General features: G+C 57.4%; 14 protein-coding genes and 1 other RNA gene. 8 read left to right on the top strand and 7 right to left on the bottom strand.

Annotated features, from left to right (window positions below; genetic code table 11):
* Nucleotides 1-10 precede the first annotated feature (10 nt).
* From pth to dnaB, 5 genes are all read left to right on the top strand, one after another.
* Entirely contained in the window at nt 11-574 is a 564-nt protein-coding gene (gene pth / locus NA78x_RS22540; RefSeq protein WP_425614637.1) for an aminoacyl-tRNA hydrolase, read from the top strand.
* Nucleotides 575-738: 164 nt separating this feature from the next.
* A complete protein-coding gene (gene rpsF / locus NA78x_RS22535; protein ID WP_425614636.1) occupies nt 739-1,164 on the top strand; it encodes a 30S ribosomal protein S6 in 426 nt (141 codons plus the stop codon).
* A gap of 101 nt (nt 1,165-1,265) precedes the next feature.
* Nucleotides 1,266-1,787, top strand: a complete 522-nt coding sequence (gene ssb, locus NA78x_RS22530; protein WP_425614635.1) for a single-stranded DNA-binding protein — start codon at nt 1,266-1,268, stop codon at nt 1,785-1,787.
* Between the two features lie 80 nt (nt 1,788-1,867).
* Nucleotides 1,868-2,473: a 50S ribosomal protein L9 gene (gene rplI / locus NA78x_RS22525; protein ID WP_425614634.1), complete on the top strand. Its 606-nt coding sequence runs from the start codon at nt 1,868-1,870 to the stop codon at nt 2,471-2,473.
* 149 nt (nt 2,474-2,622) lie between these two features.
* Nucleotides 2,623-4,074 (top strand): replicative DNA helicase, encoded by a 1,452-nt coding sequence (gene dnaB, locus NA78x_RS22520; RefSeq protein ID WP_425614633.1) that lies wholly within the window; start codon nt 2,623-2,625, stop codon nt 4,072-4,074.
* Between the two features lie 359 nt (nt 4,075-4,433).
* Here the strand turns inward: dnaB and metF are convergent, their stop codons facing one another.
* Nucleotides 4,434-5,294, bottom strand: a complete 861-nt coding sequence (metF, locus tag NA78x_RS22515; RefSeq protein ID WP_425614632.1) for a methylenetetrahydrofolate reductase [NAD(P)H] — start codon at nt 5,292-5,294, stop codon at nt 4,434-4,436.
* A gap of 67 nt (nt 5,295-5,361) precedes the next feature.
* A complete protein-coding gene (locus NA78x_RS22510; protein ID WP_425614631.1) occupies nt 5,362-6,378 on the bottom strand; it encodes an AAA family ATPase in 1,017 nt (338 codons plus the stop codon).
* Between the two features lie 255 nt (nt 6,379-6,633).
* On the opposite strand from NA78x_RS22510, the gene NA78x_RS22505 reads away from it, so the two are divergent.
* Nucleotides 6,634-9,096 carry a DUF4159 domain-containing protein gene (locus NA78x_RS22505; protein ID WP_425614630.1) on the top strand — a complete coding sequence of 821 codons (2,463 nt, stop codon included), beginning with the start codon at nt 6,634-6,636 and terminating at the stop codon, nt 9,094-9,096.
* A 19-nt stretch (nt 9,097-9,115) separates the two neighbouring features.
* On the opposite strand, the gene NA78x_RS22500 is transcribed toward NA78x_RS22505, so the two are convergent.
* Both NA78x_RS22500 and csrA read right to left on the bottom strand, forming a co-directional pair.
* The gene (locus NA78x_RS22500) at nt 9,116-10,486 is read right to left on the bottom strand and encodes a sulfatase family protein (protein WP_425614629.1); all 1,371 of its coding nucleotides are present in this window, start codon (nt 10,484-10,486) and stop codon (nt 9,116-9,118) included.
* Nucleotides 10,487-10,616: 130 nt separating this feature from the next.
* Complete coding sequence (gene csrA / locus NA78x_RS22495; protein ID WP_425614628.1) at nt 10,617-10,835, bottom strand: carbon storage regulator CsrA; 219 nt, start codon at nt 10,833-10,835, stop codon at nt 10,617-10,619.
* An 808-nt stretch (nt 10,836-11,643) separates the two neighbouring features.
* Here csrA and NA78x_RS22490 point away from each other — a divergent pair.
* Nucleotides 11,644-12,063, top strand: coding sequence for a toxin-antitoxin system HicB family antitoxin (locus NA78x_RS22490; protein ID WP_425614627.1), 420 nt, complete (start codon nt 11,644-11,646; stop codon nt 12,061-12,063).
* 164 nt (nt 12,064-12,227) lie between these two features.
* Here NA78x_RS22490 and rnpB read toward each other — a convergent pair.
* Nucleotides 12,228-12,704, bottom strand: an RNA gene (rnpB, locus tag NA78x_RS22485) — RNase P RNA component class A.
* A gap of 215 nt (nt 12,705-12,919) precedes the next feature.
* Between rnpB and NA78x_RS22480 the strand changes: the two genes are divergently transcribed.
* A complete protein-coding gene (locus tag NA78x_RS22480) occupies nt 12,920-14,188 on the top strand; it encodes a S1C family serine protease (protein WP_425614626.1) in 1,269 nt (422 codons plus the stop codon).
* Between the two features lie 387 nt (nt 14,189-14,575).
* Here the strand turns inward: NA78x_RS22480 and NA78x_RS22475 are convergent, their stop codons facing one another.
* Both NA78x_RS22475 and NA78x_RS22470 read right to left on the bottom strand, forming a co-directional pair.
* A complete protein-coding gene (locus NA78x_RS22475; protein WP_425614625.1) occupies nt 14,576-15,739 on the bottom strand; it encodes a S1C family serine protease in 1,164 nt (387 codons plus the stop codon).
* 158 nt (nt 15,740-15,897) lie between these two features.
* Nucleotides 15,898-16,338: a TraR/DksA family transcriptional regulator gene (locus NA78x_RS22470; RefSeq protein ID WP_425614624.1), complete on the bottom strand. Its 441-nt coding sequence runs from the start codon at nt 16,336-16,338 to the stop codon at nt 15,898-15,900.
* Between the last annotated feature and the right edge of the window lie 655 nt (nt 16,339-16,993).

Here is a 16,993-nt window from a genome sequence, read left to right as displayed (position 1 = left end):
ACCGGCGAGGATGAAACTGATCGTCGGTCTGGGGAATCCGGGAAAGCAATACACAGGGACGCGACACAACGTCGGCTTTGCGACACTCGCCAAGCTGATTGCCACGCGAACCAGCGGCCCGGCGAAAGCGAAGTTTCAAGGCGAACTGTACGAAGCAACGATTGCCGGTCAGCGAACACTGCTGCTGCTCCCTCTCACTTACATGAACGGGAGCGGAGCTAGCGTGCTGGCGGCGAGAGATTTTTATAAGATTGAGCATCCCGAGATTCTGATTGTTTGCGACGACATGGCACTGCCTCTGGGCAAGTTGCGATTTCGAGCGAAAGGGTCGGCGGGAGGGCAAAAAGGTTTGGACGATGTGATTCGTCGGCTGGGGAATGATGAGATTCCTCGCTTACGAATCGGCATCGGGGCGCCGGTTCCGGGACGAGACGTTCCGGGGTATGTGCTCGGCAAGTTTGCACCGGACGAGCAAGCCGTGGCGGAAGAAAGCATCGCCAAGGCAGCAGCCAGTGCCGAAGCTTGGGTCGAAAAAGGCCTGAGCTATTGCATGAATCAATACAACGCCGCTTGAGTTAGAGAACATAACGCCCCCAAGCCCGAGCTCGGGGGTTTAACGGCTTTTGCCCTGCTATCGGCAACGTAGTGCAAAAGCCAATGAACCCCCGCCGCAGGGACGGGGGCGGTAGAACCAACAAAACAAACGTCATTAGGTCCGTTTCAGCGAGGGAGAGTCACTTGGCACAGAAGCAAAGCGTTTACGAGTGCATGGTCATTTACGATTCCAACAAGTATGCACAAGATGCCACGAAGGTCGGCGGCCAAATCGCTGCCCTCGTCGGCAAGTTGGGTGGCGAAGTTCTCGTCAGCCGCTTGTGGAATGACCAAAAGCTGGCCTATCCCATCGATGGCCACAAGAAGGGGACGTACTGGCTCACGTACTTCCGCCTGGATGGCACTCGCCTGGTCGAATTCAACCGCGATCTGCGGATCAACGAAACGGTCATCCGTTCGCTGACTCTGCATGTCGATCCTCGCCTGGTCGACGCCCTCGTCGAACACGCCAAGGGTGGCCTGCGTCCTCGCGCTCCAGAGCCAACCGTCGGTGCTCCCGAGCGCCACATCGAAATGCCAGACCTCGAAGAAGTCGGCGAACTCAACTAGCTTTTGCAGGCTTGCCCGCACGATTGCAAACTCTCTACACTGTAGTTGACGTTTGTGCAGTGAGAGAGTCGCTTTCGTTCGTCGTTTAGGAGTAACTCGCCGTGGCCAGTTTTAACCGTGTCATCCTGCTGGGTAATCTCACGCGCGATATCGAAATCAAGTACCTGCAAAGTGGCATGGCGGTCGCCGAAATCGGCATCGCCGTGAACGATCGCCGCAAAGATCAGGGCGGTCAGTGGATCGAAGAAACGACGTTTGTCGATGTCACCCTCTGGGGTCGCACGGCCGAAGTCGCCGGCGAGTACCTAGGCAAGGGCTCACCGATTCTGGTCGAAGGCCGATTGAAACTCGACCAGTGGGAAAAGGACGGCCAGAAGCGCTCGAAGATGCGAGTCATCTGCGAAAAAATGCAGATGATTCCGACCGGCGGTGCTAAGGGTGGTCCTCGAGGTGGTGGAGGCGGCGGTGGTGGTTATCGAGGTGGCGGCGGCGATGATGGCCCGTCCTTTGATGAATCCGAATATGGTGGTGGTGATTCGATGCCAGCTCCCCCGCCCAGCCGTGGTGGTGGTGGACGTCAATCGTCTCCTCCTCCGCAACCCGCCGACGACATCCCGTTTTAGTCTGAAACAACTACCGAACTGAATCGCAGCCGCGAAGAAGCGCTGCACCGCACACATCAAAATCTAGAGGAATTGAGAATATGTCTGCCACCAAAAGTGCTCTCGCCGCTCGCGGCAGTTTTCAAGAGCTGCCCCGCGGTCCGCATCACACGGTGCAATTGCTGCTGATTCAATCGGTCGATCACCTCGGCAAGCAGGGTGATATCGTCCACGTCAAGCGCGGCTACGCTCTCAACTACTTGCTGCCGCAAGGGCTGGCCACGATTGCCACCAACCATCACAAGCGGATGGTCGAAAAGCACAAGGCCAAGCTGCAAGAGATCGAAAAGGCACGTCTGGCCACGCTGCGTCAGCTGGCCGATGCGATTGCCAAGCAAAGCATCACCATCGAAGCCAACGCCAACGAAGAGGGGCACCTCTACGGCAGCGTGAATGCCAACGACATTGCTGCGTCGCTCAAGCAAGCTCACTTCAACATCACGACCGATCAGGTTCGCCTCGATGGTCCGCTGAAGGAACTCGGCTTGTACACCGTCAAGATTCACCTGCACCACGACATCAATGCCGAGTTGAAGGTGTGGGTTGTGCCGACCGTGGTCACCGAACCTTCGCCCGAAAAGGGCAAGGGCTCGGCTGCCAAGCCAGCCGCTGAAAAGGCTCCCGCCGCTAAGGCCGAAAAGAAATAACGCCGACAGGTTTTCCCCGGCAGTTGAAAAGCTAAGAAGGCTCACGCAGTTCGCTGCTTGAGCCTTTTTTCGTCGATGTTTCGTGAGCAGCAGGCAGCGCGCGGTACAATTGACGCGTCAACTCTTTTGGCAGGGCATGGAGGTTTCAAATGTCATCGGTTCAGCGCACAGACAAGCCGAAGCAGAAGAAGGAAACTCTGACGCAGGGCGAGTTGCTGCAGCGGCAACCTCCTTTCGATCTGCAGGCCGAAATCGGCGTGCTGGGCAGCATCGTGCTGCTGCCCGATGTGCTCGACGACGTGATCATGATCATTCGCCCGAGTGACTTCTACGACGAGGCGCACGAGAAGCTGTTCGAGCACATGTGCGGCCTGCACGAATCGAACAAGAAGATCGATCCGACGCTGCTCATCGACCGCCTGAAGACCGCCGGCGACTACGACGCCATCGGCGGCTTCGCCTATATCAGCAAGATCATCAACGCGGTTCCGAACGCCGCGCATGCGACCTACTACGCCGACATCGTTCGCGAGAAGTCGACGTATCGCTCGCTGATTACCGCCTCGACCGAGATTCTTCGGGAAGCTTACGACGAGTCGCAGGAATCGGCGCACTTGCTCGGACAAGCCGAGCAAAAGATCTTTTCGATCCTCGATTCCCGCAGCGATAATGCCGTCAAGCCGATCAAAGACATTCTGCACGAAGCGATGGACCGGCTCGAAGCGGTGATGCTCGGCACGCATTCCGCGGGTGGCGGCGACTATGGCTTTCGCGATCTCGACAGCAAGACCGGCGGCGTGCACAACGGCGAACTCGTAATTCTTGCCGCGCGTCCTTCGATGGGTAAAACGGCGTTCGCCATGAACGTCGCCGAGAATGTTTCGCTCGGGCAGAACATTCCGGTGCTGTTCGTCAGCCTCGAAATGTCGTCGATTGAACTAGCCGACCGCTTACTCTGCTCGGTCGCGCGTGTGAACGGCTATCGCCTGCGCAACGGCACCGTCTCGCAAGACGATCGCCTGCGACTCGTGGAGAAAGCCGCGGAAGTTGCCAAAGCACCGCTCTTTGTGGATGATTCCCCGGGGCGCACCGTTTCGGAAATTGCCGCGGCCGCGCGGCGCATCAAGCGGCGGCAGGGTGGTCTTGGGCTGATCGTCATCGACTATTTGCAGCTAATTGAACCCGACAACGCGAAAGACCCGCGGCAAGAACAGGTCGCGAAGATTGCTCGCCGCTTGAAGGGGCTGGCGCGCGAGCTGAAGGTGCCGGTGATGTGCCTCGCGCAATTGAATCGGCAAACCGAAAATGGCAAAGACAACATTCCCAAACTGAGCCACCTACGAGAATCGGGTGCCATCGAACAAGATGCCGACGTGGTGATGTTCGTCCACCGCGAAGAGTACTACCTGCGCGGCGAGGAACGCGAACGCTTAGCGGGACAGGCGCAGATTATTATCGCCAAGCAGCGTAACGGCCCGGTCGGTGATGTGAACCTGGAATGGCACAAGGAATTCACCCGGTTCCAGGATCCCACCCCGGAGCGCTTGCGCGAATTCGACACCTACAACGACGCCGGCTCCGACGACCCGGGCGGCTTCTAGGTTTCAGAAAGTACGAAATAGATTATTGACAACGAGTCGTCTGTTTGTGATAATAAAGAGACGCTCTTCAAAATAATGGTGGATCGATTCGTAGCGGGCCAAAGGTGCGGAGGTGACTTATTTTCCTGCTTTCGACCTCAGACGAACTGGCAAGTTCGCGTGGTGGACAAGCAAAAGCAGACGTGTCCAACAATGGCGGTGGTTGTTGGACAAAAAGAGCGAGTCAAGAGATTGCCACTTTTGACATAACCTCTTTAGCGGCTGCTAGTTTCAGTGCAATCGAGCAACCTGTGCCTGTCCAATAACCCAGGCGGTTATTGGACAAAAAGAGCACGATAAGTCGAGATTGCAGCGGCGAATCAGGCCGGGTGTTTCACTCGCTTCAGCACCGCGGAAGTCGCGGGTGACTTGTTCAGCACGTAGAAGTGAATGCCAGGAATGCCGCTATCGATCAACTCTTGCACCTGACGAGTGGCAAAGTCGACGCCGACATCAAACTGCCAATCGGCTGAATCTTTCTCGCCCAGTTTGGCAATGAACTCAGCGGGCAACTTGGCTTTGCAAAGCGAGGTGATTCGCTGAATCTGACTGAGATTGGTGACCGGCAAGATGCCGGGAATGATCGGTGCCGTGATGCCCAGCTTTTGGCACTCGTCGCGGAAACGAAAAAAGTCGGCGTTGTCGTAAAACAACTGAGTAATCACGACATCAGCCCCGGAAGCCACCTTTCGCTGCAGGTTTTTCATGTCGACTTCAAAGCTGGGAGCCTCTTGGTGGGTCTCGGGATAACCGGCCACCGCCACACCATACTTCGGATACTCTGCCTTAATCAAAGCGAGCAGTTCGTTGGCGTAACGCAGTCCCCCTTCCACCGGCGTGAACGAAGTCTCACCCTTCGGTGGATCGCCGCGCAGGGCCACGATGTTATCGACGCCGCGGTCGCCAGCTTCGCGCAAGTAATCGCGCAACTGATCGACGGTCGTTCCCACACAGGTCAGGTGAGACGCGACTCGGACGCCGAACCGTTTCTTCACTTCGGTAGTGATTTCGAGCGTCTTTTCACGCGTGCTACCACCAGCGCCGTAGGTGCAAGTGATGACGTCGGGAGCGAAGGCCATGAGGTGTTCGACGCTGTCGTACATGGCCGCTTCTGTGGCGGCAGTCTTCGGCGGGAACAGTTCGAACGAGAGCGAGAATTTGCCAGCAGGGTAAAAAGTCATGGGTTCTGTATGTGGGAGTGGTCGATGGTCGCCGCAATTCGTTATTTGTGATCGGCTCTATCTTAACTTAGAGGAACTTCTCAATCTCGGGCTCGGGCACTTCTTTTAGCAGCCTTTGAATCACATCTTCGTTGGTCATGCCTTCGGCCTGAGCTTGAAAATTGGTACTGATGCGATGGCGGAGCACGGGCACGGCGATCTTGCGGATATCCTCGATCGACACGCTCATGCGGGCTTCCATGGCGGCGATCGCTTTGCCGCCGTTGATCAAAAATTGTCCCGCGCGGGGACCAGCGCCCCAGTCGACAAGTTCTCGAATGAACTTGGGAGCCGTTTCGTCCTTCGGCCGAGTCGCGCGCACGAGTCGGGCGGCGTACTTCACGATGTGCGAACTCACGGCCACGGCACCGACGAGCTTTTGCACGTTGATGATCTGCTTGGCATTCAGAATCTGCCGCACTTCAACCTTCTCTTGTCGCGTCGTCGAGGAGAGGATCTTCTCTTCTTCATCGGCCGAGGGATAACCCACCTTGATGTTGAACATGAAGCGATCGAGCTGAGCTTCCGGCAGCGGATAGGTTCCTTCTTGATCGATGGGGTTCTGCGTCGCGATGGTGAAGAACGGGTCAGGCAGATTGTAAGTCGTGCGACCGACGGTGATCTCGCGTTCTTGCATGGCCTGCAGCAGGGCGGCCTGGGTCTTGGGCGGGGTGCGGTTGATTTCGTCGGCCAGCAGGATGTTGGTGAAGACGGGGCCTTCGACGAAGCGGAAGTTGCGTTTGCCGTTTTCGTCTTCCTCCAGCACGTTGGTGCCGGTGATGTCGCTGGGCATCAGGTCGGGCGTGAACTGGATCCGCTTGAAGCCCACATCGAGAATCTTGGCCAGCGTGCTGACCATCAGCGTTTTGGCGAGCCCGGGTACACCTTCGAGCAGGCAATGCCCGCGGGTGAAGATGGCCGCAAAGAGCTGCTCGATAACGTCGTTCTGGCCGACGATGACGCGTTGCAATTCCTGCTGCATCACTTGCCGGTGTTTGGCAAACTCTTGCAGGATATCGCCCAGACTCTTCGGTTTTTCGCTCATAGTAATCCGATGACGATCGGCGACGATTTCCGCTGCATCCAATATCTGCGGTCAGACGAGACCGAAAATCTGCGGTCACTAGCGACGGTTGTAGTAAGGTCACCAGCGACCGAACACTCGATTCTAGGGCGATCGGCAAATTGCTACAACCGCAGCCCTTTCCCCGGACGATTCCAGCGTAAAATGAGGTGACTGCTGAATGGTGACCCAGAATCGATGGGTCAGCCAGAACCAAGCGGCAGTAGGAGAATCGCTATGACCCGTACGACCCGGCCATCCCGAGAGACATTACGCTCGCGCTTGCTGATCGTAACGGCCACCTTGATCGCTTTCTGCACCCTGAATGCCCCGGTGGTTTATGGCCAGGGGGCGGGAATTGCCCTGCATCGCGAAGTGTCTCCAGCGACCGTGAACGACGCCATCCGCTTTGGCGTCGGCTATTTGCACAGCAAACAACGGCCGAATGGATCCTGGCACGACTACGAAGGCCACTATACGCAGCCCGGGGCCGTCACGGCACTCATCACACTGGCCCTGCTCAATTGTGGCGAAAAGCCCGACGAACCACACCTGAAGGCAGCACTCGAATTTCTCGAAAGTCAGCAACCGCCAGGGGCCACCTATTCCACATCGCTACAGATCATGGCCTTTTGCCAAGCTGATCCGGTGCGTTACAAGCTGAAGATCACGGGGCTCGCGAACTGGCTCGAAGCGCATCAAATTGTCGCCGACGGCAAGAGCAAAGGGGGCTGGTCTTACATGCCCAACGTCGGCATCTCGGACAATTCCAACGCACAGTTCGCGATGCTGGCCCTGCACGAAGCCGAGCGCATCGGCGTGAAGGTTCAGGATCAGACCTGGCAGCGTGCGCAAGATTACTGGCTGAAGAATAAGGTCTACGACAGAGGCCGCGGAGCGTTTGGCTATCACGATGGTGTCTCGGGCAGTATGACCTGCGCCGGCATTGCCTCGCTGATCATCGCCCGCGACCGCCTCGCCAATAGCGAAGTCCGCGTGGTGGGCGATCAGATTCAATGCTGCGGCGCCGAACCCGAAGCCGATGAAATCGATCGTGCCATCGATTGGTTGGGGCGAAACTTCACGGTGCGCAATAACCCCGGCGACGACGGACAGGCAGGTCGTTGGCTGCTGTATTACCTGTACGGTATCGAGCGAGTCGGGCGAATGTCAGGGCAACGCTTCTTTTATGGTAAGCCGCAACTCAATCCGAATACGGGCGCATTTTCGACGGCTCGCTACGATTGGTATCGCGAAGGCTGCCAGGTGTTGCTCGAGCAGCAAGATGCCTTCACCAAAAGTTGGTCGGGTAAAGAAGTCGAAAGAGATCCGCTGATTGCGACGCCGCTCGCGCTGCTGTTTTTGGCAAAAGGGCGTCGCCCCGTGGCGATTGCTCGGCTGAACACCGGTGCTGCCAACAACGACTGGAATCATCATCGCCGCAGCTTGCAAAACTTGATCGGCCGGGTTGAACGTCAATGGCGTCGCGATCTGTCGTGGCAGACCTACGACTTGAAGGATGCAACTGTCGCCGACTTGCTCGAAGCACCGGTTCTGTTCCTGAGTGGTTCGCAAACCGTCCAGTTAACAGATGCGAACAAGAAGACACTGCGCGAGTACGTGAACCAAGGGGGCTTTCTCTTCATCGAGGCCTGCGATGGCAATGGCTGCAATGGCTCTGCTTTTGATCGTGACATTCGTCAGGCATTGAAAGAAATGTTCCCGGAGAGCGCGCTGCGGAAGCTGCCGCCCGATCATGCTGTCTGGTATGCCCAGCAGCAAGTCCAGCCGCAACAGTTGCCACAAGACCCCGACTTCTGGCTGTGGGGGCTTGATTCCTGCTGCCGTACCGGCGTGGTGTATTGTCCGCGCAGTTTGTCGTGCTATTGGGAACTGGCTCATCCCTATCGAGAGTCAAGCTATCCCCAGGTAGTGAAAGATCAAATCGAACAAGTCTCGCGCATCGGCGGCAATGTGCTCGCCTATGCGACGAATCGCCAGTTGAAAGAGAAGCTTGATCGCCCGCAGATTTCGATCAGCTTGCCGGGAGGTAAGTCTCCGCGTGGTTCGCTTGTCATTCCCAAGCTGACGCACGGTGGCGGCAGCGATGATGCCCCGAATGCGCTGCAAAACCTGCTGACGGTGCTCGACAAGCAACTGCAGATTAAGGTGGACTACGATCGTCGTAAATTCGCGCCCAACGAACCGAAGCTGCTCGACTATCCGATTGTCTTCACGCACGGTCGGCGTGGCTTTCAGTTCTCATCTGCCGAGCGCAAGGCCTTGAAGGACTACCTTGATCGCGGCGGCTTCATCTTCGCCGATGCCATCTGCGCGAGCGAGGAGTTCGCGAAGTCATTCAAATCCGAATTGCAGTTCATTTATCCCAACGCCAAGTTTTATCGCTTGCCGCAGGGGCATCCGATGTTCACCGACGAGTTCGCCGGGTTCAATTTGGCCAATGTTCAACTGCGCGATCCACAGTTTCGCAGCGAGGACGATCCGCTCGCTGCGAAGTTGATCAAGACGTCTCCGATGCTCGAGGTTCTGGAAGTGGACGACCGAATTGTTGCCGTACTTTCGCCCTACGACCTCAGCTGCGCCTTGGAGAAGGGCGCCTCGCTGGAGTGCAAAGGTTATGTCTCGGCCGATGCGGCTCGCATCGGCGCGAACATCATCCTTTACGCCTTGCAGCAGTAAGAACGGTCTCCAGCAGCGGCTATTGCTTCTGCCTGTTCTTCTTTTTGTTCTGCCCCTTGTTTCCCTTCTTCGCAGGTGCATCAGGGGCGCTCGGCGGAGCCTGCTCGGCACTCCAGGCATCGTAGAGAGCCTGCAGCTCCTTCACTCTGGCAGGCTGCGACTTCGCCAGATCTTTCGATTCGCTGATGTCGCTCGCCAAGTCGTACAGTTCTGGTTCGCCACTGCCGCCGCGCGAAACGACCAGCTTGTAGTCACCGTGACGAACTGCCCACTGGGGACCAAACCGCCAGTACATCGTTTGATGCGGGCTCGCCTTGTTCTCTCCGGTGAGATACGGCATCAAGTTGACGCCATCGAGATTAGCGGTGGAATCAACTGGCGTACCAGCAACGGCAAGTGCCGTCGGCAGTACGTCGAGGTTCATCACCGGCAGGTCGTAGGTCTTGCCGGCTGGTAGTTTTCCCTTCCACTGCGCGATGAAAGGAACCCGAGGGCCACCTTCGAAGGTCGTCATTTTGAAGCCACGTAGCGGATCGTTCTTCGAAGTGGTCCCTTGGGTTGGGCCACCGTTGTCGGCAATGTAAAAGACGAGCGTATTCTCTTCTTGCTTTAGATCGCGGACCTTGGCCAGCACCTGGCCGACTGCATCGTCCATCGATGACATCATTGCCGCGAACAGCTTGCGCTTTTCGTCAGCGATGTTCGGAAAGCGGTCGAGGTACTTTTTCGGAGCCTGCAGCGGAGCATGTTGCGCATTAAACGGCAGGTACAAGAACCAAGGTTTGGTCTTGTTTTTCTCCAGCCAATCGACGGCTCGCTCAGCGTATTTGTCGGTGGTGTAGAAATCCTTGTCTTCGACAGCGCGAACATCATCGTTGATGCGGGAATCGACAAAGTTGGTCGGGTGATAGAAGGGGGTGTTGGCGAGCGTGCCGTAGAACTCGTCGAAGCCGCGCTTCGTCGGCCGATTCTCAGGCTGATGCCCGAGGTGCCATTTGCCGATGGCCGCTGTCGCATAGCCGGCGGCCTTCAACCGATCAGCAATGGTCGTTTCTTTGGCGGACAGTCCAACCGCATTCGCGCTGCTGTTGAACTCATGACCAAACCGCGTGGGATAGCGACCGGTCATCAGGCCCGCGCGGGAGGGGCTGCAATACGTGGCCGCCACATATCCCTGCGTGAACCGCAGACCATTCTTGGCAATCGAGTCGATGTGTGGAGTTGGGATCTCGGTGTTTCCCTGACAACCGAGTTCTCCGTAGCCGAGATCATCGGCGTAGAAGATCAGAATGTTGGGCTTGTCGGCAGCTTGGGTCGCCTGCGAAAGCGCCAATACAAGTGTCGCGATCAATGCCAGAGACGAACCTCGGGCCCGTAAGCGAACGTACATACAGATTTTCTCCTACAACAGCGGGGGGGTGAACCAACCATGTGAATAGACGACGAGCAGGCGTGCGAACGACGCCTGCCAAGACTGCTGTTGTCAGCTGATCTGAGACTAGAGCCTAGATGCTGAAGGCCTAAGAATTGTTGGGCTTGGTGGGGGAAGAATTCGGTTGATTTGCCGCCTCGGCGGCCTGTCGCTGCAGGGCGAGCAGAATCTCTTCGCGATGCACTGCCACGTTCGCCGGTGCCTCGATCCCGATGCGCACTTTGTCCCCTCGAATGTCGACGATGGTGACAACGATATTGTCACCAATCAAAATGCGTTCATCACGCTTGCGAGACAGCACCAGCATAGTTCACCTGAGGGAATTCTCGATAACCTTGCTGGGTCACCGAATCTACGCAATTCTAGGCGCAGCTGCCGATTGGGTAAGCCTTTGCGGCCACTATTCCCGGCAATATTTTGGTCGAACCAGCAGACCGGCTCCTGCGTATGGTTGGCAGTGCAGGCAAGGTAGCCTGATATCAGTCAGCAAGGCTGCTGCTGGGATGAATCACCCGCCAGCAGACCCTTGAATTACTCCATCGTTTTGGTCGGAGACCAATCCATGTGGCAGTCCCTTATTTTCTGTCAGCGAGTTGGCGACGTCGGTCCCGCCCGCTTCGGCCGACTTGCTGGTGCTAGCAACCTGGCACCTTCCCTCGGCAAGCGGTGTCGCATACTTCGACACGCTTGCGGGCCACGACCGAGCTAGCACTCATCGCGCTCGAAGTGTCGCTCCCAAACTGCTCTTGAGCTGATGGCTTGCTAACTGGTATTAGCTGACAGCAGGCAGGCGATCGCTTGTCGGTGCTATCGCGAACCGGTTTTCGGCTTGCCTAGCTTCTAACTTTAGGAAATCGAACCCACGCCTCACTAGACACTTGGGACAATGTGAAAAAACGGCCTGCACAACTTTTGTGCAGCGAGGTCATTGCCCGCATTGCGAGCAGGCCTGACAAATTTTGAGCACTTGCCGCCAATGTTCGTAAGTGCAAGCATTGCAATGACATTGGTGCTGACCTTGACGCTGTCTGTATGTTTTGGTCAAGCCGCGACTTGATTGGTCGCGCCGCTAATGACTAGTTCCCTGTTTATTGTTCGAATGGAAGGAGCCGGCAATGGAATTGACCACCGCAACCCCTACTCTCACTCCCGCGACCCCGGAAGAACGTCTGCAAACCGCTACGCGGATCGCAGACACCATGTTTCAGCAGCAGCCCGACTGGGTCACGTTCTTTCGTGAAGTCCTGGGGGTCGACGGTTTGGTCCGCAAGCTCTTTACCACTCCCGAAGAGATGGCCGAGTTTGAGAAGACCGCCGAGTACGCCGAAATCCAAGCGATGGTCGCGAAGCTCCGCGAGAAATCCGGTGCCCAGCAGGACGGCAAAGAGCCAACCCGCGTGATCACCGTTCGCCTGCCGAAGAGCTTGCATGAATCCCTCCGGGCTGAAGCCCACGATCGTAAGACCAGCATGAACCAACTCTGCATCTCGAAACTGCTGCAAGTCATCGACGAGCAAATGGTTGTTGTGGAGTAATTATTCCGCTAGCACGCTAGCCTGTTTCAGCGGCCAACTGTCCATCGCCGCTGAGATAGCTACGCGGGCAAAAAATTCAATCGCCAACTGCTAGCCACATTGTTGGTGGAGGCGTGACTGGTCTGGTCGCGCGCCGAGCAGGTTTGCGCGCAATTAAAAGAGGTCTCGATAGCAGGCTTGTAAGCCGGGTTCTGTCGTGGCGTGTTCCAATTGGCTGCACGCCACCGACGGTCATTTATCTAGGACGACGATTGCTCGCCGCCTCGAGCAGCCTACCCGAGAATTGGTCGGACCGGACCGGCCCGCGCGCTGCGACCCGAATCACAAGTGACCCGAGCCCGCGCGTACTCTCTGTTTGGCCTTGCTCCGGATGGGGTTTGCCAAGCCAGCTGGTCACCCAGACTGCTGGTGCGCTCTTACCGCACCGTTTCACCCTTACCGCGGAGGTTGTGACGGGGGCTCGTGCTGCATGCGCCTTCCCCGAAGAGAAGGGACGCAGAAAAACCCCACCGCGGCGGTTTGCTTTCTGTTGCACTATCCCGAGCCTTGCGGCCGGTCGACGTTATCGACCATCCTGTCCTGCGGAGCCCGGACTTTCCTCCCGCTACCTTGCGGCAGCCGACGACCGTCCGGCCTGCTATCGAGACCACCTTTACTCTAGCAGTTCCGTCCGCCAGCAAATAGTCAGTCCGGTTGCTGGCAGAATGCAGAAGCAAGAAGTCAGAATGAAAGACAAATACACCGGCTCTTGGTTCCCTGTTTTCGTTCTGCCTTCTGCGTTCACACTTCTGCATTCCCAACTTCGGGCTTCCACGGTAAAAATGCCAGTTGAACCCTCGCCTCTTGGAGTTTGGACATGAGTCGCCACTGGATTGTTGCTGTCGTTGCGATGCTGTTCGGGGCTGTGGCTGCTACCGCCTGGCAAAATGTCGGGTTCCGTTCATCGGCTACCGCTCAGGACGGAATTCCCGGTCTGCCGCCTCCGCCCGGTGGTCGCTTTCCGCCAGCGATTCCCGTCCCTCGCGTTCCGGTCCTAGCACCGCCGGTGGTCGGGCAACTTCCTCCCAACCAACCGATCCTCAACCCGCCCGTGCTTGGTCAGCCTGCCAATGCGCCACGAATTGCCGACGACCTCGCCGATCTCACACCCGAAGAGCGCGTGAACATCGCCGTCTATGAGAAGTGCAACCGCAACGTCGTTCACATCACCACCAAGAGTGCTCGCGCCGAGTTGATCATTCTCGAAGTGCCGACCGAGGGTACAGGCAGCGGTTCGATTCTCGACAAGCAGGGGCACATCCTTACGAACAACCACGTCATTGATGGTGCCAACGAGATCAAAGTCACGCTCTATGACGGCGAGACCTACACCGCCACGCTCGTGGGCAAAGATGTTCCCAATGACATCGCCGTATTGAAGATTAACGCGCCGGCCGATTCGCTGATTCCTGTCGACTTCGGCGATTCGTCGAAATTGAAGGTGGGACAGCTGATCTACGCGATCGGTAATCCGTTCGGTCTCGAGCGGACCATGACGACCGGCATTATCTCCAGCTTGAATCGTTCGTTGCCATCGAAGGGTGGGCGCACGATGAAGTCGATCATTCAGATCGATGCGGCACTCAATCGCGGTAACTCGGGCGGACCGCTGCTCGACTCGCGCGGCAGGCTCATCGGCATGAACACAGCCATTGCCAGCAGCACCGGCGAGAACACAGGGGTCGGTTTCGCGATCCCCGCCGATACGCTCGGCCGTGTCGTCACGCAGTTAATCACGAGCGGCAAGGTGACCCGGCCCGATACGGGCATCACGCGCGTCTACCAGTCGGACAAGGGCCTGCTCATTGCCACGCTGGCCACCGGTGGCCCCGCTGAACGCGCGGGTCTGCGAGGGTTCCGCATCGTCCGCGAGCAAAAGCGTCGCGGCCCATTCACTTACGAAGAACGCTCAATCGACCGGACAAGCGCCGACATGATCGTCGCCGTTGATGGCGAGAAGGTCACGTCCGCCGATGAGTTCCTGGGCCTCATCGAACGCCACCTTCCCGGCGACCAGGCTGTCATCACCGTCCAGCGTGCCGATCGCCGAATGGACATCCCGGTTGTTCTCAGTGCCGGTGAGTAAGTCGTCGGCAACTTTCGACGTAAGTTGCAGTACAGCGAATCTCAGTTTGTCCTAAATGTTCAGCAATGAGGCTGTTTTAGCGTGCCTAGATGATCGCAAGATGTTGCCAGAAAAAGATTTACTGATTCGGCAGTTGTCGAATTGTTGAACGTCCCTCGTTATGGTGGGTGCGTGACTTGCGTCGATCTTCGACTCCACCAATAGTAGTCCGACTAGCGCTCAATGTCATCTGGTTAACCCACGCGCTTGCGCGGGTGAACTGTGAAATGACTGAACTGTCAGTTCAACGGCCGCAAGCGGCTCGGTTAACCAAAGTAGGGCAGTCTGACAAAGATCGCTGGTCGGGCCACTAGGAACCGCCTGCGGCCGATTGGGACGAACGAGTGGCTACTCGTTCCGCGAGGTCTCGATCACCGGCTTGAGATCGCTGCGGTTACCGACGCGGACGCGCATGCGAACGGTCTGGGTGTCGCGCACCAGCGAGATCTCGATTTCCTTATCGACCGGCGTCAGGCTGACAAGGTTGATCAGGTGGTCGTCATCTTCCACGCGATAGCCGTTGAAGGTGAGGATCACGTCACCCGGTTTCAGCTTGGCCAACTCGGCCGGCGAGCGCGGCGTGATGCCAGTAATCCGCGCCCCTTCGGGCCGTTGCAGACCCGCAGCGACCGCTTCTTCGCGCGTGAAGGTGGCATCGAGCTGAACGCCCAAGTAAGCGCGGACAACCTGGCCGTGGTCGATCAGTTGATCGGCGACGACCATCACCATGTTGACCGGTATGGTGAAGCCGATGCCCTCGTTGCCACCCGAACTGCTGGCGATGGCCGTGTTGATGCCGATCACTTCGCCCCGCAGGTTCAGCAGCGGACCGCCACTGTTACCGGGATTGATGGCGGCATCGGTCTGCAAAAAGTCTTGGTTGGTAACCCCATCATCGCCCAATTGCAGGTCGCGACGACCCTTGGCGCTGATGATACCGTAAGTAACTGAATGGCTGAGACCAAACGGGCTGCCGACGGCGAGGACAAAGTCGCCGATATCGAGTTTGTCGCTATCGCCGATGTTGCAAGGAATCAAGTTCTTGCCTTGGATGGCCAGAATAGCGATATCGGTTTCGCGATCAGCCCAGACCTGCGTCGGCGTCAGATGTCGGCCATCGGAGAGTTTGATCTTGATGTTGCTCATCGACGAGTACTTGATCACGTGGCGATTCGTGATGACGAAGAACTTGCCGGTACGTTCGATGACGACTCCCGAGCCGGCTTCTTCGACGGTCTTGTTCAGATTGCGGGCATCGTCGTCGCGTTTGGCTTCGATATGCACCACCGAGGGAGTGACGAGCTTGACGGCTCGTTTGAGGATGTTCCCCTGCTGTTCGAGATGTTCGACATCACGAGCAAGCTCCGCAAAGAGTCGCGCCCGGTTATCGACCGAGATCATCTCTTCGCCCACGGCAGGCAAAACCGCAGAAGCAGTACCGGCGAAGATCAGCAGGCCAGCGCTATGGGCGCGGACGAAACGCCAAATGGCAGAGTGGCGGCAGAGTGCCATCGTCGGGATCCTTCCCTGGAGCAACCGAATCGAACAAATCGAATCGAAGAGGCCGAAAAAAAGCCGGTGAAGTCATTCACCGGCTGATTTGCTTTGGTGGACCGGGCACGTGCTGAGCTACGATACCGGGTGCTTCACAAAGCGAGTTGTCTCACGATTTAGGAGATGTCGATTTCGACATCGCCCGACGAGGCTTCGCTGTCGATGCCAAAGTCGAACATCTGCTTCGAGCCCGAGCTGATGGTATCACCATTCTTCTCGGCTTCGCGTTGGCAGCCGATGCACATGGTGGCATAGGGCAAGGCTTGCAAGCGGGCCAGCGGGATGCCGTGGCCGCAAGCTTCGCAAGTGCCGTAATCGCCTTGGCGCATCCGCTCAAGAGCGACATCGATGTGGGCCAGTTCGCGGCTTTCGACTTCGGCCAGCTGCGAGCTGATCTCGTCTTGAGCCGAGTCCATGGCGGCATCCATCATGTCGCCGGAGGTTTGCTGACGCAGTTCCTTGAGCGAGCTCAAGTCGCCCGCGAGGGCTTTACGCAATGCGTCGCGCCGGCGAACGAGGATCTGACGAAGTTGGGTTACTGCTTCTTTGCGAGCCATGTTTGTTCTCCCTCCGCTTGACTTGCCCGCCGTCTCGTTCTGGGTAGGACCCATTTGCGAGCTGGTGTCGGCCGCCTCAAACGCTGTGAATCAATCGTTGCCTCTGTGGTGTCCCGTTGTTACTGCCGATTCGGAAGGACCGACCCTGTGCCTGCAGGTCAGTGCTACCGCTGCCCGACTTCGCCCAGCAATAACCGAAATATAGTACAAACCCCGGCTACTGCTGCGCACGAAATTAAGGACTTAGGCTGTGCCACGGAAACCAGTGAAATCGACGCAAGTGCTTGTTGCATAAGCCAATCTGTCTGCTGTCGCCAGTTGGCAACTTGGTTGACAGTTGGTGATGCGGACACACGGTCAATTCAACATCCTTCGCCAAACTGCAGAATCTCCCTCCGAAGCAACGTGCTGGAGGTCACTACAGTCGGCAATCCCCGCCGCACTGCGATAATCGGCATATTCGGCCGCGGGGTGTAATTCTTTCTCGGCAGAATCGGCAAAACGTGCCGGATCGCCCGCCTTTTCCGGTTGGGAAGCCGCGTCGACTTTTGACGACACGTGGTTCGCAAGCTACATGCCCTAGGGCAGTAACGAACAGCGATCCCTGCGCAAGCTCGCGCGGGCTAGCCACGACTACCACGACCCTTGAAGGTTT

It is taken from the genome of Anatilimnocola aquadivae (assembly GCF_049819085.1).
GTDB lineage: Bacteria > Planctomycetota > Planctomycetia > Pirellulales > Pirellulaceae > Anatilimnocola.
This window is presented reverse-complemented; position numbering and strand designations above follow the sequence as displayed.